Below are 20765 nucleotides of genomic sequence, written 5' to 3'. Positions count from 1 at the left end.
TCCCTTTAAATACAAGGGCTTAAGCCCACACGAACGAAAATCTGACGCCAGAAAAACCCACCCTGATCGACTCGCACCGCAACGCAGGAAACCTCAGCCGGCGAACCCGGCTTGCAACCACTCCACCAGTTCGTACTCCAGATAATCTGCCAGGCCCAGCCAGTCCTGCGCTTCCTGACAGGCCAACAGCAAGCCCAGCAGGTGGACCCAATCCTGCTGCACTGACGCGGCGGCGGTATCCACGAGCATCTGGACAGGCTCAAACAGCTCCACCATCTCCCCCGCTGCCTCGACATCACGCCCCAGCCGAAACAACTCGGCAACGCTTCTGGCACGGCCCAGCAAAGGCTCAAGTCGATTCATTGAGCAAAATCCACATGGAAGGTAGTCCCGGCGATCATCGCGCCATCACGACTGGTATTGAAGAAAGCCACCCCAGGCTGACTGGCGATGTAACGCTCCAGCTCACATAGATAACTGCGGAAGTTGAGCTGGGTCCTCACCCGCCGGCCATGGCCATCCAGCACCCAATGCTTGGCAGCACTGAGCTGCGGCCCCAAATCACCATCCTGCCAGCCGGCATGGGTACGGTTCATTGGAAAGGCGAAGTCCGCCCCGAACAAGGTGATGCGCTTGCCACCCATCTTCACCGCCAGATCCACCGCCGGATGAATCACACTGCCTCCCGCGTGCAGCAGCGCCCGTGGCAAGCGCTGGCGCAGCTGTTGAAAAATCGGGCTGGCGGAATAAGCCACATAACGCGGCCCGCACCACCCTTCGAGCACCAGTGGATCGGCCAACGGCAAGTAGACCAGGGTGGTGCCTTCACTGCCCTGGGACGGCAGGTGCCGACTGGAAATACGCTGATCGATGCTCAGCACCAGGTCAGGCCGGATACCCTGCTTGAGCAGCGGCTGATAGGCCGTATCGACACAGATCAACAGCGGCCGCCGTGCCTGTTCACTCAACGCACGCAGCGCAGCGAAATGGCGCTCCAGGCTCGGCCCGGTGGCAATCACGAAGACTTCCCGCCCGGCGCAAGCGTCGAACAACTGGGCCACATCGCGATCACCCGCCACCCAGGGCTCCACAGCTGCCAAGCGCTCATTGATGGAGGCTGCATCTGCATTGAACAATCGGTTGTTGAATTCCAGGTGAGTCTCGCTGATCAACCGATCGCGAATCTTCGCGTTGTAGTCGTCCGCCAGCACCAATTCGGCAGGCAGCGCGAAAAAAGGCAGCTGGATCTCGTGCAAATCACCGGCATACAGCAGCTCCACCCGCGGATCAGCCAACCAGGCATCCTGCTCCAGCAATTGCAGCACCAGCTTGAACACCGCGCCGTTGAGAACATGCACATACAGGCGCTGTAACCCAGGGCGCGCCAGCAGCGCCTGCTGCAAATCGCCCAATCCACAGCCATACACATGCAGGACTGGCTCGTCGGGCAGGCTGGCGGCCTGCAACCGAGCCTCGTGGGTACGGTCGTGGCGACTGGTGAGCTGGATGCCGGCGATGCGCAGTGTCGAGCCCAACCCCTCCACCAGGCTCGCCTGCAACGAAGCGCTATCCTCTGCCACCAGTCGCGCCAGCAGGGCTGGCCAGCGCCTTTGCAGCACCGCCGCGTTGTGTTCAAAGCTGTCGCTCATGCTGCCTCGCTTGCCGCAGGTACAAAAAAATAGCGCCCAAGATTACACCTTGAGCGCTACATGTGCTGCTACGGACCAGGTCTCAGGCGCGGTAGATGATCGCCGAACCCCAGGACAGGCCAACGCCGAAGCCACTCAGGGCTACGCGCTTCCAGCTCGAATCGAACATGTGCTTTTCCAGGAGCAGGGGAATGCTCGAGGAGACAGTGTTGCCTGTCTCGACCATGTCCTTGACGAACTTGTCCGGATCGCCCTCGAAACGCCGGGCCACGGCGTCGACGATGGCTGCACTGCCCTGGTGGATGCAGAACGCGTCGATGTCCCCAGCTACAAGGCCGGACTCTTCCAGCAACTCATGCAGATGGGCTGGAACCTTGAGCAGGGCGAAGTTGAATACCTGGCGACCGTTCATGAAGAACACACCGTCAGTGACCTTCAAGTGCGGCGCTCCGGAACCGTCGGTGCCGAATTTGGCCTTGCCCAGTTGCCAGGTTGCATCCTCGCACAGCCAGGTGGCGGTGGCGGCATCGCCGAACAGCATCGTGGTATTGCGATCCTCGGGATCGACGATCTTCGAATAGGGGTCGGCGGTCACCAGCAGGCCGTTCTTCAGCCCCGCGGCCTCCATGAAACCCTTGATGGCATAGATGCCATAGACGTAACCGGAGCAGCCCAGGGAAATATCGAACGCCGCCACATTGGTCGGCAGGCCCAGCTTGTCCTGAACGATCGCCGCCGTATGGGGCAAGCCCTCTTCATCGCCGTTCTGGGTGACGACGATCAGCGCATCGATGGCTTCGCGCTTCAGCTCGGGGTTGGCGGCGAACAATGCATTGACAGCTTCGACACACAGATCGGAGGTCTCTTGCGTGGCCTCCTTGCGCGGCAGGAAGGCCGAGCCGATCTTGCCCAGGATGAACTCCTCATCCTTGCCGAATTTTGCACCTTGTGCGTAATTGTCCAGGCCGGCTACAGGCACGTAGCTCGCAATGCTTTTTATGCCAATCATCACGGCTTCCCAATAATAAACAGCTCAATACCCCCGCTCAGTCGCCTGGCAGGGGCTGCCGAAAAAACACGGATAATTCCGTCGAGCACAGCGTTATCGGGAAGAACCAAGGGCTATCACGGACCTGGCACGCAGGGCTGGCGCCATCTTCCCGGGCCATACATTACAGTGAAGATGCACGTTCTGACCCGCAGGTCACGCCATTTTGCGAATCAGCGCCACAAAGGCCTATTCGACCAATACCCAATCCAGCGCGGTCCCACGCTTGATCGCCTGGCGCGCCCGACGACCGAGCAGCGCGTCATAGTGCTTGGGGGCCAGCCCGAGCCCGGGACGAATGGCCCTCAGGTTATCGGCACAGAACACCTCCCCCGCCTGCATGTCCCGGGTGACATACAACGAGCGCCGATAGACCAGGGACTTGCCCTCGGCCTCGGTGGCGCCATAACGCACCTGCCCCATGGCCTGCCAGGCTCGCTCGGTTTCCACCACCAGGCTGGCCAACTCCGCAGGCTCCAGGGAGAAACTGGCGTCGACTCCACCAGCCGCCCGATCCAGGGTGAAGTGTTTCTCGATGACGGTCGCGCCCAGGGCCACCGCCGCCACTGAAACCCCAACCCCCATGCTGTGGTCGGACAGCCCTACTTCGCAGCCGAACAGCTCCTGCAGGTGAGGAATGGTCAGCAAGTTGCTGTTGATCGGAGAGGCCGGATAGGTGCTGGTGCACTTGAGCAACACCAGGTCCCGGCAACCAGCCTCGCGAGCAGCCCTTACGCTCTCATCCAGCTCGGCAATGCTGGCCATGCCGGTAGAAATGATCAGCGGCTTGCCCGTGGCCGCCACCCGGCGGATCAACGGCAGATCGGTGTTTTCGAAACTGGCGATCTTGTAGGCCGGGACACCGAGCCCCTCCAGGAAGTCCACCGCGCTCTCATCGAAGGGCGTGGAAAACGCCAACATGCCCAACTCCCGGGCCCGGGCGAAGATCGGTTCGTGCCACTCCCACGGGGTGTGGGCCTTGCGATACAACTCGTACAACGAGGAGCCCGCCCACAGGCTGCCTGGGTCCTTGATGAAGAACTCGCCCTGATCCAGGTCCAGCGTCATGGTATCGGCGGTATAGGTCTGCAGTTTCAATGCATGGGCTCCAGCCCTGGCGGCCGCCTCGACAATCCGCAACGCCACATCCAGCGACTGGTTATGGTTGCCGCTCATCTCGGCGATGATCAACGGCGCGGCGCCAGCACCCACTGGGCGCGAACCGATCTTGAAGCTAGTCATCCAGATGTTCCTTCAGTACACGGGTGAAATCGCAAGCGCCCTGCTGATAGCCAGCCCGGCGAAACAGCGCAAGCGAAACCTGATTTTCCGCCATGACATGGGCCCGCAAGCGCTCCACCTCAGGCCAATGCTGCGCCAACCAGGCCTCGCCTCGCTCCAGCAAGGCCCGCCCCCACCCCAGGCCAAAGCGTCCGGCGAACAGATAGACCGAGACTTCGGCCTCAAGACCTCCACGGTCATAACGCAACACACCCACAGGCCCATCGGCCAGTTCGCCGATCAACAACCGGCGCTCGGGGTCGGCCAGGCACGCTTGCAACCACCGCACATGCGCCGGCCAATCCAGCGCCTCGGGCTGCCAGGACCAACGCCTGACCGATTCATCCTGGCGGCCATCGAACAACAAGCGAGCATCCTCGAGGGTCGCTGGCCGCAAGCGCAGCGCGGCGGCGAACAGCGCGGCGGCCACCCGCTCGACGCCTCGCCCGTCCACCAACTGGCGCCCACGGGCGGCCAGACTATGGCGCAACCCCGGATTGCCCAGCAACAGCACCAGGGCCTGGCGGATCTGCTGGACACTCACCCCCTCGCACGGCCCCAGGTACAGGTGGGCCCCCGCCTCGGCCAGCAATCGGGCATTGAGCTCCTGGTTGCCAGCCACCGTGATGCACAGCGTCGGCAGGCCAAGCACGGCTCGCTCCCAACTGGTGCCGCCACCCGCCCCCAGGCACACATCGGCACCGGCCATCAGTTCAGCGAAATTCTCCACATAGCTGTGCAGGCGCCAGTTATCCTTGCCGGCGCTCAGCGCTTGCATGGCTTGCCAATCGGGGTTGCCGCTGCCAGCGACAAAATCCACCTGCAGCTCCTGCATGTCGACCAAGGCTTGCATGGCCTTGTAGGTCTGGCCGGCGGCATCGAAACCACCGAAGTTCACCAGCACCCGCAGTGCCCGGGGACGAATGGCGATGGCCGGCCGGCGAAACTCCTCGCGCAACATCGCAAAACGCGGACCGAACAAGGTCCGGCAAGCCGGATCATGCAAACCTTCATAGGCTTGGGCAGTTCCACTGAAGTTCTGGTCCAGCAACAGGTCCACGGCATGCCGCCGATTGGCCAGGTCGTCGATCGCCGCTATGCGCGGCGCCCAGCGGCGCGCGGCGGCCTGCCAGCGATGATCGAGAGCATAGTGGTCCACCAGCACCCAGTCGAAGCCTGGAGCGCAGCCCAATGCCTCTGCCAGGGCCGCGATATCCGCCTGCCAAGGCAACAACGCCTCGATATCCGCCTCAGGCTGCTCCCCTGGATAAAGGCCAGGCAGCTGGAAAGTGGCAAACCCCTCGGCCTGCAAGGCGGCCAGGCGCTGACCAGGCAGATCGCGGCAAGCGAAGGCCACTTCAGCCCCCTGCCGGCGCAATACCCGGGCCAGGGTCAGGCAACGAGCCATATGCCCGCTGCCGATGGCCGGTGAAGCGTCCGCGCGGATCAACACTCTCACTCCAGCTCCCCCCCGGCCTTGAGCGCGGCATACAGGTACTCGGCGCGCTGCCAGTCTTCCTGGGTATCGATGTCTTGTACCAGGTGGCGTGGCAACACCACCGGCAGACTGCAGGGCGAGAACAGCATCTGGCCCTGCAACCAGGCCCTGGAGCGCCCCCAATAGAATTGCCCGGCATCCTGGTAGGCTTCCGGCAGATCCTGGGAGCGCACTTGGCGAAACTCGGGATACAGCGCCTGCAAGGCACCGTCCTGGTTTAGCGTCAGGGCCCGCTGGACCGGAAAGCCGAAGCCACAGACCGAGAAGGCGAAGGCCTTGTCCGGATGAGCCATGAGCAATTCAAGGCCCTGGCGCAGGTAGCGCTGCTGCAGCAACGGCGCGGTGGCGTAGATGCAGCAGGCGTAGTCGTAGCTGCGCCCTTGCTCCTGCAAGGCTTGCAGGGCATGGGCGATCACGGCGCCAGTGCCAGTGAAGTCATCCGCCAGGCTCTCGGGGCGAAAAAAGGGCACCTGGGCCCCACAAGCGATGGCCAGCTCGGCGATCTCCTGATCCTCGGTACTGACCACCACCTGCTCGAACAAACCTGACTGCAATGCCTTGTCGATGGACCGGGCGAGCATCGGCACGCCGTCGAATGGCTTGAGGTTCTTGCGCGCGATACGTTTGCTGCCACCGCGCGCAGGAATCAGTGCCACACAACTCACAAGCCTGGTCCCCCGCCATTCATCACTGCCACCAGCAACCGGCGCCCCATGCTTCGTCATTTCGCCCCACCGCACCATGCCCGCTCAATCCAGTATCCGCCGCAAGTGCCCCACCACTTCATCCTGCAACTCTTCGCTCAGTTCCGGGAACAGCGGCAAGCTCAAGGCCTCCAGGAAATAGCGCTCGGCCTCGGGAAAATCTCCCGCGGCAAACCCCAGCTCCTGGTAATAGGGCTGCAGGTGGACCGGGATGTAATGCAAGTTGACCCCCAAGCCTGCCGCCCTCAGCGCCTCGAAGACCTGGGCCTGGCTCAGCCTGATACGCGCCAGATCCAGGCGCACCACATACAGATGCCATGCCGACTCGGCTCCATCCTGGGCGACCGGCAGGATCAACGGCAGGCCAGCCAGCAGCTCCTGGTAGCGTGCCGCCAGCTTGCGACGCCGGGTAACGAACTCATCGAGCCTGGCCACCTGGGAGAGCCCAAGGGCGGCATGCAGGTCGGTCATCCGATAATTGAATCCCAGCTCCAGTTGCTGGTAGTACCACAGCCCCTTTTCCACGACCTGCATCGCTGCCGGGTCACTGGTGATCCCGTGGCTGCGCAGGCGACGCAGGCGCTCGGCCAGATCCTGGCGATTGGTCAGCACCATCCCGCCTTCGGCGCTGGTGATGATCTTCACCGGATGAAAACTGAAGATGGTCATCGCCGCATAAGCGCCACAACCCACTGGCCGCCCCATGTAGGAAGCTCCCACGGCATGGGCCGCATCCTCGATCAGGAGAAACCGGTAACGTTCGGCAAGCCTGGCGATAGCTTGCAGGTCAGCGCTTTGACCAGCGAATGCCACCGCCACCACCACCTTGGGCAAGGTCCCTGCGCGCTCCGCTGCCTCCAACTTGCGCGCCAGCAACTGCGCATCCATGTTCAAGGTCCGTGGGTCGATGTCCACGAAATCCACTTGGGCCCCGCAGTAGCGCGCGCAGTTGGCCGACGCAACGAAGGTATTGGGGCTCGTCCACAACCAGTCTCCCGGCCCCAGGTCCGCAGCCAGGCAAGCGATGTGCAACGCCGCCGTGGCGTTGCACACCGCCACGGCATGCTCGGCCTGGCAGTATTCGGCCAGGGCCCGCTCGAAGCGCTCGATAGTCGGTCCTTGAGTCAGCCATGGAGACTTGAGCACCTCCACCACCGCATCGACATCAGCCTGGTCGATGCTCTGGCGCCCATAGGGGATCCGGTACGGGCTCAAGATGGCAACCCATCGCGAACTGCCGCACTCAAGCCTGGAAGCACAAGACGCAACATCCACAGGTGATCGGACATATGAAAATCCCTCAGGGCAATCAATTGGCAAGCAGTTGCGGCCAGTCCACCCGACCCTCGGTCTTCAGGGTGAAGCCAGCGCCGGTCAGCGCCAGGTTTTCGTTGTAGCTGGTATCCAGGGCAAAGCGCTCCGCCCACTTGTCCCGCAGCGCCGCAGCGGCTTGCGGATGATCGGCCAGGGTTCCCGGGTGCAGGATTTGCGCCTGCGGCGTGAGCACGGTGAGATAACCCGCATCAGCGGTTTTCAAGCACAGGTCGACATCGGCGAAAGCCTGCTCGAAGTGCTCTTCGTCCAACCCGCCCACGGACTCGTAGAGCGCCTTGGCGATCATCAGGCAGATGCCGGACACCGCCGAGTAGTTCTTCTCTACCCACAAGCTGTTCATATAGCCCGACGCATCCTTGGCCGCACCGGCGAAGGCCGCTCCCAGATGGCCATTGAGCCCTAGCACCAGACCAGCCTGAGTCGTCATGCCCCGCTCGTTGACCAACCGTGCACCCACCACCCCGACTTCCGGACGCTGGGCCTGGTTGAGCAAGCTTTCCATCCAGTTGGCGTTGACCACCTCGGCATCGGACGACAGCAGTACCAGGTACTCGCCCTTGGCCTCGCGAGAAGCGGCGTTGTACAGCGCCGAGCGGCTCACGCGGTGCGCGTTGCGCAGTACACGGATGCGCTCGCCGCGGCTCTCGAGGCTGGCCAGCCAGCTCTCGAGCTCGGCGTCCTGGCTGTGGTTCTCGGCGATCAGCACTTCGTAGCGTTGGTAGCGAGTGCGTTGCAGTATGCTGACCAGGCACCGTTGCAACTGGGCGAAGTTGTCCTGGCTGGCCAGGATGATGGACACCAGTGGACGCTCGGCATGCTGATAATCGATCTGGTAGGTGCCTGGCTGCGCCGAAGATACCTGGGCCCGATAGCCCCGCGCCGCAAGGCTGCGCGTCAGTACCTGGCGCTCCTCGGCATGGGCTTCCTCGCCCGGAACGCGGCAGATCAGCAGCGGTTCGGCCAGGTGCGCCAGGCCACCCAGGCCGCCTTGCTGGATCAGGCGCAGTAATACATCGAACTCCAGCGCCTGTTTGAACTCAGTGGAGAAACCGCCGATCTCCAGCAAGACTTCGCGCTGCAACAGCCAATGCCGCGCCATCAACGATGGCACGCCTTGCAACTGATCCAGATTGATCCCGGGGCGCCACACCATTTCCAGCGTCGAGTCACTGCGCCGCTGGACCTCATCCATGGCCACCGCACGAATCCCTTCGGCGCCGGTCAACTCCAGGCTGGCCCGCAGCAAGCCACTGGCGGTGAACTGGTCGCCAGCCTCGGCCAACAGCACCCAGTCGGCCCGGGACTGGGCCAGTGCCTGGTTGAGTCGTTCCACATGGTTGTCCAGGGTGACCCTGACGAAATGCAGGGTGTCCTGGGCGGTAGTGGTAGCCGGCAGGTCACCGGTAGTGAAGACCACCAGCTTGAACGCCTTGTAGTGACTAGCGACCAGGCTGTCGAGGGTGGCCTGCAACTTGACCATATCGGCATCCAGATCCAGCAGCAGGATCTGCACCTGGGGCACGCCGCCCTGGCGGGCCTGGTGCGCGGCAATGGCGCTCAGTTGCGCAGGCTGCGGGATACGCGCCTCGAGCCAGTTGAGCAAACGCCCAGACTCGGTTGCATCGAGCAACTCCTGGCTATCCGGGCCTGGCACCGAGTCCAGGCGCTCGGCCCAGGCCTGCAGCTTGCGCGCCTCCTCGGGCTCATCGCTGTCCTGCATCGATTCGGCCAGGCGCTTGACCACCTGGCGGTTGAACAGGTTCAGGGTCAACGCTTCCCACAACCGGGCGCGCAGGCTCTGCGGCGTATCGTTGGGCTGTACCCGCATCAGTTCCTGCTGGCGCAGCAGTACGCCCTCCAGCTCCTGAAGCTGAAGACGCCCGGCGGGCATGACATGCAATAGGAATTCGAATTCGGTCAACAGGTCGAACATCGGCTTGTTGTAGAACGGCATCTCGACGAACTGTTCCGGCCCGAAGGAGCGCACCGGCTCGGCCCCCACCTCGACCCAGGCCGAGCGGAAGATCGCCGTGCCCTTGAGGGAACGCCCGCTGAGCAGACAGTCGGCCATGGCGGTGAAACTGTCCAGGACGATCTGCTTCACCTGCTCGGGATCCCGGCCACTGAAACCAGTGGGCAGCGAGGCGAGGAACTCGGCAAACGCCTCGCGCTGGGCCACGGATTGGGCATCCTTGTAGGTCAGCACCGTCAATACATTGGTGTTGTGTTCGGAAGACTTGTAGTTAGCCTCACGCACGGCAAACGGAATCGGCAGGATCCGCGCCTTGGCACAGGCCAGCAAGAAAAAGGAGTGGCCTATTTCCTGCCATTCGAAACTCACCCCTGGCGGCAACAGTCCATACCACTGGCGCAATAGCGCAGTACGGGTCACGGCGTAGAACGGCGGCAGGAAGTGACCCATGAAGTTCATCACCCGATCCTGGGCATCATGGGAGTCATAGTCCTCCATCACCCGGCGATCACGGCGGTAGTAATTGATTTCCGAAGCCCGGGCCAGGTACATCATCCCGTAGCCGTGGCACAGCCCGTAGTCGGGATGCTCCTCGAGGAACTCCACCGAGGCGGTCAGCGCATCATGGATCAGGAAGTCGTCATCGGCAGCGAACGCCATGTAGGGCGTGGTCACCTGGTTCACGCCAAAGGTCAGCTTGTCTTGCAGGCCGCTGTAGGCGTATTGCGGCAAGTGCCGGTAATCCACCTGCGGATAGCGCCGGGCGATGGTCTCATCCGCCTCGGGCGAGGAATCCAGCACCAGGATCGAGCACGGATAGCTGCTGTAGAACTGCAAGGCGCGACGCATGAACGCTTGGCGGTTGTGGGACAACAACACCAGGGTGAAACGTTGATCGAGCGGTACTGTGTCATTCATTTCTTTGTCTTCAACCCACATAGGTACTTCCCCACAACCGGCCGGCAGCCTGCTGCAACCATTGATGATCAGCGAATCCGGCGCAGGTAGCCGTCCGGCGCCACGGTCAGCAGCAGCTTGTTCTGCATGTGCTGGTCGATCTCGAAATCGCGATTCTCTTCCAGGTAGGCCCAGACCGCGGTCTTCGGGTTGTCGCCCGGGCCCCATGGACGATCCGGGAAGAAGTCCGCCGGCATGTCCTCGACCACGGTATCCATCACCACGCAGTAACTGTCCACCGACACCAGTGGCGCATACAGGCGCAGCTCTTCGAGTACGTGCTCATGGGTGTGGTTGGAGTCCAGCACCAGGATCACCTTCTTGCCGGCTGCCGCGGCCCGCACCTGCTCGGCGATGGCCGGATCGATGCTCGAGCCCTCGATCATGCGGATACGCTTGCTCATCGGGTGCTGCTCGATGGCCTCACGGTTGTGCGGACGGATATCCAGGTCGATGCCCAGCACCTCGCCATGGCCCTGCAACTCCAGCAGCGAGGCGTAGTAGATGATCGACCCGCCGTGGGCGATACCACACTCGATCACCAGGTCCGGCTTGACCCGCCAGATGATCTCCTGCATCGCCAGCATGTCCTGGGGCAGCTGGATGATCGGCCGGCCCATCCAGGAGAAGTGGTAGCTGTACTTGTGCTGCGCGGACTGATTGAAGAAGTCCCGGGCCAGCCCCTTGAGCTTCTCATCCTGGCCCTGGGCGCTGACCTGCGCCTGGCACTCTTGTTCGAAGGCTTGAATGACGTTGTTCTCGCTCATGTTCGGTTTCTCGAGGCAAATTATCGGAACGACGCGCTGTCGACGGCGTGATAGACATAACGGCCATCGGTCATGCGCTTGATTTCTTCTAGGTAGTTGGAGTTCATCACGAACAGGTTGGCCCCCACCGGCAGCGCCTCCATGGCCTCTTGCGGCGAGGACACGCGCATGCCGCTCAGTGGCAGGTAGCGGCCCTGCTTGGCAGGGTTGATATCCACCACCTGGTCCACTGTCACCCCGGCTCGTTGCAGGAACAGCGAATAGATCACGCCCTTGGAGGACGCGCCCCAGATGCCGGCGCCTGTCCCCGGTGCCGACTCGATGATGCGCTTGGCCTGCTCGAGGCTGGCGGTGAAGCCGGCCGGCATCTGCAATGGTCGCTCGGGCGCTTGCAGGCGTGGCTTGAGGCTGCCCAGGTCTGCCACCACATACAGGTACTGGCCGCCGAACAGATGCCCGGCCTCATGCACGGTGCCGAACATCCGCTGCAAGTCTTCGAGGCGGAAATAGTTCACATGCTCGTAGAACACGTCGAACCAGGCCTGGTGCTCGAGGATCCAGCCGAAACAGGGCACCTCGATGTAGATCTGCCCACCTTGGTTGGCTTCGGCGATGGCCTGTAGGAAGGCCAGCGGATCGGCGATGTGCTCCAGCACGTGACGCAACACGATGGCCTCGGCGGACAACCCCAGCTGGCGCGTGAAAGGCGCCTTGATCACCTGCGGATTATCGCCCTCGTAAGCCGGGTCGATGCCGGTGATCGAGTAGCCCAGGCCGCGCAGCAGTTCGAGGAAGTAGCCCTTGCCGCAACCGACTTCGATCAGTTGCCGGTCCTTGAAATGACGAGCGACTATGCCCTCGACATCCATCAGATGTTGCTGGAACTGCCCTGAATGCGCCTGTTCGTTCTGATAGTCGCTGTCATAGCTGAGCTTGTCGGCATCGAAGGCCTGGTTGTAGATCAGCCCGCTCTCAAGGTCCTGCACCAGGACCATGTCCGCGCTGGCAGACTCCCGGGCACTGCGGGCATCGGCGAAGGTACGGTTCTGCAAGACCGGCAGGTCGGCGACCCGATACAACTCATGCGCCATGTTCGGCTCCTGTCAATTGCAGCAGGCGTTGGTTCAAACCCCAGAACGCCATGGGTTCGTAGTCTGGATAGGGGTAGTGACCCAAGTTCGGGCGGATCGCCGAGCGGCGCTCGGCAATGCGCTGCTCCACCAGCGCACGCACGGATATCGGCCGCCCGCTGGAACAGTTGACCACCCCGGAAAAATCCCGCCGCTTAAGCAATGCCGCCAGGTGACCGGCGGCCTCCTCGATGGCCAGGTAGTCGCGCAGTTGCTCACCACCGGACATGTCGAAGACCGGATCACCGGCATCGATGGCGCGGTCCAGCGCCGCCAGCAGGCTCCTGGGGTTCTGCCCCGGGCCGTGCAGGTAGAAGAGGCGCGCCCATTGCAGGTTGAACGGCAACTGCTGGCGCAGGGCCTGGAGGAATAGATGCAGGCTGTGCTTGGCCAGGCCGTAGGGATTGTCAGGCCGAGCCTCGGCCTGCTCGTCCAGCGGCCCGCTCTGCATGCCGTATTCGAAGCAGGTACCGGTGACCAGCACCTGGGGCACTCCCGCCTCGACCGCCGCCTTGATGAAGCGGTAGTCGGCCATCAGGTTGTGCTCCAGGTGGAACAGCGCCCGATAGTCGGGCAACCCGGGCCAGGCCAGGTGGGCCAGGGCATCGACTCCATCCACCAGCGCCGCCATGTCGAGACTCGCGTCATGCACGTCCAGCGCACGAAATTCCACGGCATCGAACCATGGCAACCGCTGCGCCTTGTCCAGGTCCCGGGCCACGGCCCGTACCCGGCAACCCCGGGCCAGCAGCGCCGTGACCAGATGCTGGCCGACGAAACCTGTGGCGCCGGTGACCAGGACCATCATGGCGCTCACAGCAGCTTCAACTCGGGTACGGCGATCACGAAGCGCCCCCCCCACTGGCGAACCTGGGCCAGTTGCTCACTGACCTCGGCAAGCAGGTTCCATGGCAGCACCAGCACGTAGTCCGGCCGCTCCTGGTCGATGCGCTCGGGGGCGACGACCGGAATCCGGCTGCCGGGCAGGAACTTGCCCTGCTTGTGCGGGCTGGCATCGGCAACCCAGGCCAGCAGATCGGAACGGACCCCGGCGTAGTTGAGCAAGGTGTTGCCCTTGGCCGCCGCGCCATAGCCCACCACGCGCTTGCCCTCGGCCTTGGCCTGGAGCAGGAAGCGCAGCAATTCATGCTTGATCCGCTCGGCGGCCGGTGCCAGGGTCCCGTAGTAGCCGGCAGTGTCGACCCCCGCCTCGCGCTCCAGCCGCAACTGCTGGGCAACGCTGTCCTGCACCGGCCGGCGCGCGGCCTCCTGGCGCTGGACGAAGACCCGCAGCGAACCGCCGTGGGTCGCCAGGGTCTGCACATCGAAGACTTCCAGGCCATTGCGCTGACACGACGCCTGGACCGCGATCAGCGACAGATAGGAATAGTGCTCGTGGTACAGGGTATCGAACTGCTGCCCGGCCATCAGGCTCAGCAGTTGCGGGAACTCGAAGGTGGCCACGCCCGCCGGTTTGAGCAAGGCGGCAAATCCACCCAGGAAATCGTTGATGTCCGGGACATGGGCCAAGACGTTGTTGGCCGCCATCAGATCCGCGGCCCAGCCCTCCTCCACCAATTGACGGGCGGTGTCCAGGCCGAAGAACGATTCGCGAATCAGCAAGCCCTTGTCTCGCGCCGCCTGGGCGGTGCTGCGGGTCGGCTCGACCCCCAGGCAGGGAATGCCACGTGCGGCCACGTACTGCAACAGGTAGCCATCGTTCGCCGCGATCTCCACCACCCGGCTCTGCGCATCGAGCCCGAAGCGCTCGACCATCTGCGCCACGTAGCCCTGGGCATGCTTGAGCCAGGTGCTGGAGAACGAGCTGAAGTAGGCGTAGTCGGCATCGAACAGATGGTCGGCGCGGGTGTAGTCCTCGGTCTGCACCAACCAGCACTGCTGGCAGACCTGGACCTTGAGCGGCACCCATTGCTCGGCCTGGTCCAGTTGTTCCTCGCGCAGGTAGGCATTGGACGGCGGCGACGTGCCCAGGTCGATCAGGGGCAGGCTCAGGCAAGCGCCACAACCGCGGCAATTCATAGTTTCACTCCAGCGAAGGCGGCATCGAGCAAAGGATGGCTGGCATCACGGCTCGACAGATTATTGACAGGCAGTGGCCAATCGATCGCCAGCCTCGGATCCAGTACCGACAAACCCGCCTCATGGTCCGGGGCATAGTCGGCGCTGTGCAGGTACAACAACTCGGCATCCTCGCTCAGGGTCTGGAAGCCATGGGCGAAACCGGCAGGCAACAACAGGCTGCGACCGTCGCCAGCACGCAGGTGCTCGGCATGCCAGTGCAGGAAGGTCGGCGAGTCGCTACGCAGGTCCACCGCCACGTCCCAGACCTCGCCACGCAGGCAGGTGATGAGCTTGGCCTCGGGCCTGGCCGCGGTCTGGTAGTGCAAGCCCCGCACACTGCCTCGTTCGCGGGTGCAGGAATGGTTGATCTGGCGGATGTGAAACGGCTGGCCGAAGGCGCTCAAGCTGCCCTCGCAGAACAACCGGGAGAAATGCCCACGCTGGTCCTCGAAACGCTTGTGGCGTACTTCATACAAACCGGGCAATGGCAGGGCCAGGACCTGGAACTCGCTCACAGCGCCCCCCGGTACAGGTCCAGTTGCCCCAGGGTGACGGCGCGCATGTCGGCACCGCTCTTCCACGCCAGGTGCCAGTCCAGGGTCTGTGCCAGGCACTGTTCCAGGCTCCAGCGCGGTTGCCAGCCAAGCACCTGGCGCGCGCGGCTGCTGTCCAGGCGCAACAGCCCGGCTTCATGCAACTCGCTGGGTTCGATACGCAGCCCGGGGGCGGCGGGCCAACGCCGGGCCAGCAGCTCGACCACGTCGCCGACACTGCACATGTCCTGCTCGCCGGGTCCGAAGTTCCAGGCCCCGGCGAACTCCGGCCCCTGCTGGTACAGCCCGGCTGCCAGTTGCAGGTAGCCGGCCAGCGGCTCCAGGGCATGCTGCCAGGGGCGCACCGCCTGGGGATAACGCAAGGTCACCGGCTCATCGGCGGACCAGGCCTTGAGTACATCGGGGATCAACCGCTCGGGCGCGAAATCACCGCCGCCCAGAACATTGCCGGCACGCGCCGTGGCCAAGGCCAGGCCATGCTCCTCATAACGCTGGGCAGCAAAGAACGATGACGCGTAGGACTGGGCCAGCAACTCGCAGCAAGCCTTGCTGCTGCTGTATGGATCGTGTCCGCCCAGGGGCTCGTTTTCCCGATAGGGCCACAGCCACTCCTGGTTGGCATAGACCTTGTCGGTGGTCACCAGCACACAGGCGCGCACACCTCCAACCTGGCGGATCGCCTCCAACAGGTTCAAGGTTCCCATGACGTTGCTCGAGTAAGTACCCAGCGGATCGCGATAGGCCTCGCGCACCAGCGGCTGGGCGGCCAGGTGCAGGACGATTTCCGGCTCCACCCGGGCCACCAGCTCCAGCAGGCTGCCCAGGTCGCGCAAATCTCCACGGTGGTCCTCGATGCCCTCGGCTACTCGGGCCAGCTCGAACAGGCTCGGCTCGGTCCCCGGATCCAGGGCGAAGCCACTGACCTGGGCCCCTATGCTCTGCAGCCACAGGCTCAGCCAACTGCCCTTGAAGCCGGTATGGCCGGTGAGCAGGACACGCTTGTCCCGCCAGAACTGCGCACTCAGTCCCACTGCTTCCACGGGGCCTCCCCGCTTTGCCAGAGTTGCTCAAGATGGTTCTTGTCGCGCAGGGTATCCATCGGCTGCCAGAAGCCGTTGTGCTCGAAGGCTCGCAGCTGCTCGTCCCGGGCCAGTTGCATCAGCGGCTCCGCTTCCCAGGTGGTGCTGTCGCCCTGGATGTAGGGCAGAACCTTGGGTGAAAGGACGAAAAACCCGCCGTTGATCCAGCCACCGTCGCCACGAGGTTTCTCGACGAATCCGCGAACCTGGTCGCCATCGCGCTCCAAGGCACCGTAGCGGCCGGGCGGCTGCACTGCGGTGACCGTCGCCAGCTTGCCGTGGGATTTGTGGAACTGCACCAGGGCAGCGATATCCAGGTTCGACACGCCATCGCCGTAGGTGAAGCAGAACGCCTCTTCATCCTGCAGGTAGCGTCCGGCCCGGCGCAGGCGTCCGCCGGTCATGGTCTCCTCACCGGTGTCGATCAGCGTCACGCTCCAGGGCTCGCTGTAGTTCTGGTGCACATCCATGCGGTTGTTGCGCATGTCGAAGGTCACATCCGAGGTGTGCAGGAAGTAGTTGGCAAAGAAATCCTTGATCGCGTAGCCCTTGTAGCCCAGGCAAATCACGAAATCATGGATCCCGTGGGCGGAATACTGCTTCATGATGTGCCAAAGAATTGGCTTGCCACCGATTTCGATCATGGGCTTGGGCTTGAGGTGGGATTCCTCGCTGATACGCGTGCCCAACCCACCTGCCAGAATTACTGCCTTCATTTTCCCCCCTCTGACTCATCTGCACCCTTGGCCGGGTCGAAACGGCCCGGCGGGGCCCCGAATGAGATGCCCAAGGCATGCTCTGCACTGACGAACGAGCCGGAAACGCTCGTTTTATGGCGATTGCCACGGGGCTTGCAGGAAACGCGCCAGCTATTGGCCAAGCCTCGCCGGACCTATTCGACAAGAGCCGGGAGGGGACCATGCACGGATCCGGCATTCGAACCGGAGCCCAGGCCAACTGGAAAAAACCCGGGCGAAAAAAAACCAGGCCGACATGGCCTGGTTTCTTCGACTGGCGGATCAGTCCGGCAGCCACCCCCACAGCCAGTGCTGCAGGTTGTCGCTGCGCAGCATGAAATCGCGATGCACCGCTTCGCGCAGCTCATCGCCCATGCGATAGCTGGCAGCCGGATCGGCCAGGTGCATGCGAATCGCCTGCAACCACTCTTCGGTGCTGTTGCTGTAGACCCTGGTGCATGGCAGGAAACCGCGATAGGCCTCGGTGTCGGTGCAGATCACCGGGTAGCCGCAAGCACCGTACTCCAAGAGCCGCAGGTTGCTCTTGCAGTCGTTGAAGATATGGAACTCCAGGGGCGCCAGGGCCAAGTCCAGGTTCAGACTGGCCAGCTTGAATGGATAGTTTTGCAGGCTGGTGGCCGAGTGGAACTCGTGAACGTAGGGACGCAGAGCATCGGGGCACATGCCGAAGAAGACCCACTCGACCTCGTTGGCCAACTCGCGCACCACCTCGGCGATGATTTCCAGGTCGCCGGTATGGCTGGTGCCACCGCCCCAGCCCACCCGTGGCTTGCTGGAAGTGGCCCGGCGACTGGTCAGGGTCGCCCAGGGGTCCGGTGCGAGCATGTTGGGCACCACCCGGATATCGCTGTGCATGCTGGACAACGCGTCGGCCAGGGGTTGGGTGGTCACCACCACGCGATCGCACAGGCCGATACCTTCGCGCAGCATCTGCTCGGTATTCAGCGGCTTGTTCCGCGCATGAGTGTTTTTCTTCGGCGCACTGACAACGTAGTCGTCGAGCTCGAAGACCCGCAGGGCACTGGAGTATTTTTTCATCCGCAAAATGTCACTGGCCGCTCCGTCACTGTAACGGCACTGAAGGATGATGGCATCCGGCGACAGGCGTTCGATGTCCACCGTGGACGGCGACTCGTAGGCCACCCGGGCAATCACCCGCCCCGCCTCTTCCAGCGCCGTCAGAGGGCCTGTCACCCGGTAATGCCCGACCGCGGAGCTATTGACCGGCAAACCTAGAATCAAGGGCAAGGCCCGGCTGCAGAACGGATTCCAGTTGTTGCGCAAGGAGGGCTCCAGGCTGAAGCTGGAGTAGCCCAGGCTCAGGGCCGGGTTATAAGCCGGATCGCGAGCGATCTTCGCCATCCATTGCTTGTAGAAACGTTCCTGTTCGGCTTCGCGGGCCAACTGCCGCTCACGGTCGTCATTGACAGAAGATACCGGCCTCAGCATCAGGGTGGCGTGAGGCGTCCAAACCACCAGATAGCCGTTGCGGTCGGCCCGCAGGCACAGGTCGGTCGCGCCCAATTCGTCGGCGAAGGCTTGCTCATCCAGGCCACCCAGGCTGTCGAAAACCTCCTTGCGCACCATCAGGCAATCGCCACTGACCGCACTCCAGTTCTGCACCACCTGCAGCCGCTGCATGTAGCCGCGGGCGCCCATGGCTTCACCGACAAAGGGTGAGCTCGCAGGCCCGGCCATGCCCAACACCTGGCCAGCATGGAGAATGGAGCCATCGGCAGCCAGAATACGCGCGCCCACCACGCCCACCTCTGGACGCTGGGCCTGATTGAGCAACTCATCCAGCCAGTCGCCACTGCAGATCAGCGCCCCCGGGCTGAGCAGCAACAGGTAGTCGCCGCGAGTCTGGCTCGCCGCGCTATTGATCAGCGCAGCATGGCTAGGCCGACCAACACAAGGCAGAACCCGAAGCATCACACCGCCCAGCTGGGCCATAGCGGTCAGCCAATCAGCCATGGCCGGGTCGCGACTACCGGCATCCACCAGCACAATTTCGTAGTGGTTGTAGGCCGTCTGCTCGATCAGACTTTCAACACAGCGCTGCAGGGTCGCCAGGGAGTCGCCGCACGGCAGGATGATCGACACCAACGGCCGGCAGCCATGCAGGTAGTTAATGCGGTTCAACAGGGGCAGGTCATCGTGAACAATCCGGTGTTCCACACCTATGCGCTGCAGATGCGCCGCCACCAGCCCTTCGCAGGCCTCGATTACCTGCGGCCGGGACAGCCACTGGGCAAAGGTTAATTCGGACTCCAGCTGGATATCGGCAATGTGCTCGATGGTCCGGGGCCCCGCCGCCTCCACCATCCGCCACAGCAAATCATGGGGTGCCAGCTCGCCATGGAGCGGGTCGAATCCGCCCTCGACCATGAAGCGCTCGCGGGAAAAAGCCAGGGCACGACCGACATACGGATAGGAGCGCATCAGATCGAGGTTGAAGTCAGGCCTGAACACCGGCTCCGACGACTCCCCCTCCACCAGCGCGCCTTCATCACTGTAGGCACAGAGCATGAGCGGGGTATTGGCGATGCGCTCGGCAAGGATCAGCAGGGCCGACTCCTGCAGGCGATCTCCAGCCTGCAGCAGATAGAACCAGTCACAGCCGTCCAACTGCGGCACCAACTCATTGAGCTGCTGGACCCAGTCGTGACGCAAAGGCTGGAACAGCAGCCGCTCACGCCGCTGCTCCTCGCCCGCCGACAACACCAGCACTGCGGCAGGCGCAAACAGCTGGTCGTCAATGCTGTCCAGCGTCCGGGAAAGCGCCTCGCCATCACCCTCGAAGTCAAGGACCACCGGCACCAGTTGCACCCGCCGCGGCCAGCTGGCGATGCGCTGAGGCATCAGCCGCTGCTCCACCGCCGAGAACTTGCGCACCGACAGCCACTCTCGATAGAACTCCTCGTAACTGATGCTCTGGCCACCGACTCGACCATCGACCACGGTACTGCGATTGCCCAGCACACGGGTCACGCACAGCTCTTGCCAGTTACGTGACTGATCGGCCTCCCGAGCTATATCGACATACCGCACCCAGCCTGATGCTGGCGCCGATTCGCCACTGCGAGCGGCCAGCATCTGCATCAGCCATTCCCACTCACTACGTGCCTGCTTGAGCATTTCCGGGGTAGCGCTCAGGCGCCCCGGGTACAGGCGCTCGCAACTGAGCACCGTCACCAGTGCCGCGAGATTGCCACGGCGCATAAGGCAGATGAACAGAGCGAAATCCAGCAACGCGACAAAACCTGCGCCCTCCTGGATCAGTGCCGGCAGCAACTCCAGCACATCGGCACGACGCATCAGTGCCGAACTGAAGTTGCCAAGGAAATTGTGTGGCGTGCTCTCGAAGATCGCCAGCATGTCCTCGCCCTTGAGCACAGCATCGTTGTAGGTGAAACGGCAGTTGTCGATCCGGGGCGGCAGGATGAAATTTCCGGCATCACTGAATACCCGTAGCGCACACACCAGATTGATATCCGGGTTATCGATCAGTACCGGCGCCTGGAGGGCGATGCTGGGTGCAAACAGCCGATCGTCGTCGCACAACACCTTGATCAGCTCGCCACGCGCCTCTTCAACGCACCGCAGAACGTTCTTCTGTATCCCCAGGCGTTGCGGGTTACGCATGTAGCGCACCGGGTGCGCAGGCCCGACCAGGTCCTGGACGATACGCTGGATTTCATCGTCGGCACTGTCGTCGCACACGACGATTTCCAGCGGTTGATAGGTCTGCGCCAGGGCGCTTTCCAGGGCCTGGGCGAAAAAGCGCGAGTTGAAGGCAGGGATGACGATGCTGACGAGGGGAGCTTGGTTCACGGCGGGAAACTCTCGAGCGGCGAACCCCGGCAACGAGGCCGGGGCTGCAAAACCGCTTGTAGAAAGACGGTTGGCGGCTCGACGGTCGTGGGGGGGGGGGGGGGGGGGGGGGGGGCC

General features: G+C 63.2%; 16 protein-coding genes. All 16 read right to left on the bottom strand.

Annotated elements, in window-relative coordinates; translation table 11 throughout:
- Window positions 1-93 precede the first annotated feature (93 nt).
- A complete protein-coding gene (locus AC3WK8_RS11160) occupies window positions 94-363 on the bottom strand; it encodes a hypothetical protein (RefSeq protein WP_085595897.1) in 270 nt (89 codons plus the stop codon).
- Window positions 360-1649 carry a motility associated factor glycosyltransferase family protein gene (locus AC3WK8_RS11155; RefSeq protein WP_103324842.1) on the bottom strand — a complete coding sequence of 430 codons (1290 nt, stop codon included), beginning with the start codon at window positions 1647-1649 and terminating at the stop codon, window positions 360-362. Before AC3WK8_RS11155 ends, AC3WK8_RS11160 begins: the two co-directional genes overlap by 4 nt.
- An 82-nt stretch (window positions 1650-1731) precedes the next feature.
- Window positions 1732-2658 carry a ketoacyl-ACP synthase III gene (locus AC3WK8_RS11150; protein ID WP_103324843.1) on the bottom strand — a complete coding sequence of 309 codons (927 nt, stop codon included), beginning with the start codon at window positions 2656-2658 and terminating at the stop codon, window positions 1732-1734.
- A gap of 228 nt (window positions 2659-2886) precedes the next feature.
- Entirely contained in the window at window positions 2887-3939 is a 1053-nt protein-coding gene (pseI, locus tag AC3WK8_RS11145; RefSeq protein ID WP_103324844.1) for a pseudaminic acid synthase, read from the bottom strand.
- Entirely contained in the window at window positions 3932-5437 is a 1506-nt protein-coding gene (gene pseG / locus AC3WK8_RS11140) for a UDP-2,4-diacetamido-2,4,6-trideoxy-beta-L-altropyranose hydrolase (protein WP_207245067.1), read from the bottom strand. The genes pseI and pseG overlap by 8 nt, the downstream gene beginning before the upstream one ends.
- On the bottom strand, window positions 5434-6141 hold the full coding sequence (gene pseF, locus AC3WK8_RS11135) for a pseudaminic acid cytidylyltransferase (RefSeq protein WP_085595908.1): 708 nt from the start codon (window positions 6139-6141) through the stop codon (window positions 5434-5436). Before pseF ends, pseG begins: the two co-directional genes overlap by 4 nt.
- 84 nt (window positions 6142-6225) lie before the next feature.
- Window positions 6226-7395: a UDP-4-amino-4,6-dideoxy-N-acetyl-beta-L-altrosamine transaminase gene (gene pseC, locus AC3WK8_RS11130; RefSeq protein ID WP_085595910.1), complete on the bottom strand. Its 1170-nt coding sequence runs from the start codon at window positions 7393-7395 to the stop codon at window positions 6226-6228.
- Between the two features lie 94 nt (window positions 7396-7489).
- Window positions 7490-10426 (bottom strand): glycosyltransferase family 2 protein, encoded by a 2937-nt coding sequence (locus tag AC3WK8_RS11125; protein WP_103324846.1) that lies wholly within the window; start codon window positions 10424-10426, stop codon window positions 7490-7492.
- A 47-nt stretch (window positions 10427-10473) separates the two neighbouring features.
- Window positions 10474-11211, bottom strand: coding sequence for a cephalosporin hydroxylase family protein (locus tag AC3WK8_RS11120; RefSeq protein ID WP_103324847.1), 738 nt, complete (start codon window positions 11209-11211; stop codon window positions 10474-10476).
- Between the two features lie 20 nt (window positions 11212-11231).
- Window positions 11232-12302 (bottom strand): class I SAM-dependent methyltransferase, encoded by a 1071-nt coding sequence (locus tag AC3WK8_RS11115; RefSeq protein ID WP_103324848.1) that lies wholly within the window; start codon window positions 12300-12302, stop codon window positions 11232-11234.
- Window positions 12292-13149 (bottom strand): NAD-dependent epimerase/dehydratase family protein, encoded by an 858-nt coding sequence (locus tag AC3WK8_RS11110; protein ID WP_103324888.1) that lies wholly within the window; start codon window positions 13147-13149, stop codon window positions 12292-12294. The genes AC3WK8_RS11115 and AC3WK8_RS11110 overlap by 11 nt, the downstream gene beginning before the upstream one ends.
- 5 nt (window positions 13150-13154) lie before the next feature.
- Complete coding sequence (locus tag AC3WK8_RS11105; protein ID WP_103324849.1) at window positions 13155-14381, bottom strand: class I SAM-dependent methyltransferase; 1227 nt, start codon at window positions 14379-14381, stop codon at window positions 13155-13157.
- Window positions 14378-14938 carry a dTDP-4-dehydrorhamnose 3,5-epimerase family protein gene (locus AC3WK8_RS11100; protein ID WP_103324850.1) on the bottom strand — a complete coding sequence of 187 codons (561 nt, stop codon included), beginning with the start codon at window positions 14936-14938 and terminating at the stop codon, window positions 14378-14380. Before AC3WK8_RS11100 ends, AC3WK8_RS11105 begins: the two co-directional genes overlap by 4 nt.
- Window positions 14935-16017: a CDP-glucose 4,6-dehydratase gene (gene rfbG, locus AC3WK8_RS11095; RefSeq protein ID WP_103324851.1), complete on the bottom strand. Its 1083-nt coding sequence runs from the start codon at window positions 16015-16017 to the stop codon at window positions 14935-14937. Before rfbG ends, AC3WK8_RS11100 begins: the two co-directional genes overlap by 4 nt.
- Entirely contained in the window at window positions 15999-16772 is a 774-nt protein-coding gene (gene rfbF, locus AC3WK8_RS11090) for a glucose-1-phosphate cytidylyltransferase (RefSeq protein ID WP_103324852.1), read from the bottom strand. Before rfbF ends, rfbG begins: the two co-directional genes overlap by 19 nt.
- 303 nt (window positions 16773-17075) lie before the next feature.
- Complete coding sequence (locus AC3WK8_RS11085; protein ID WP_103324853.1) at window positions 17076-20648, bottom strand: glycosyltransferase; 3573 nt, start codon at window positions 20646-20648, stop codon at window positions 17076-17078.
- Between the last annotated feature and the right edge of the window lie 117 nt (window positions 20649-20765).

It is taken from the genome of Pseudomonas sp. FW507-12TSA (assembly GCF_058781435.1).
Note: the sequence above shows the minus strand (reverse complement) of the source record. Positions and strands in the feature narration are given on the sequence as shown.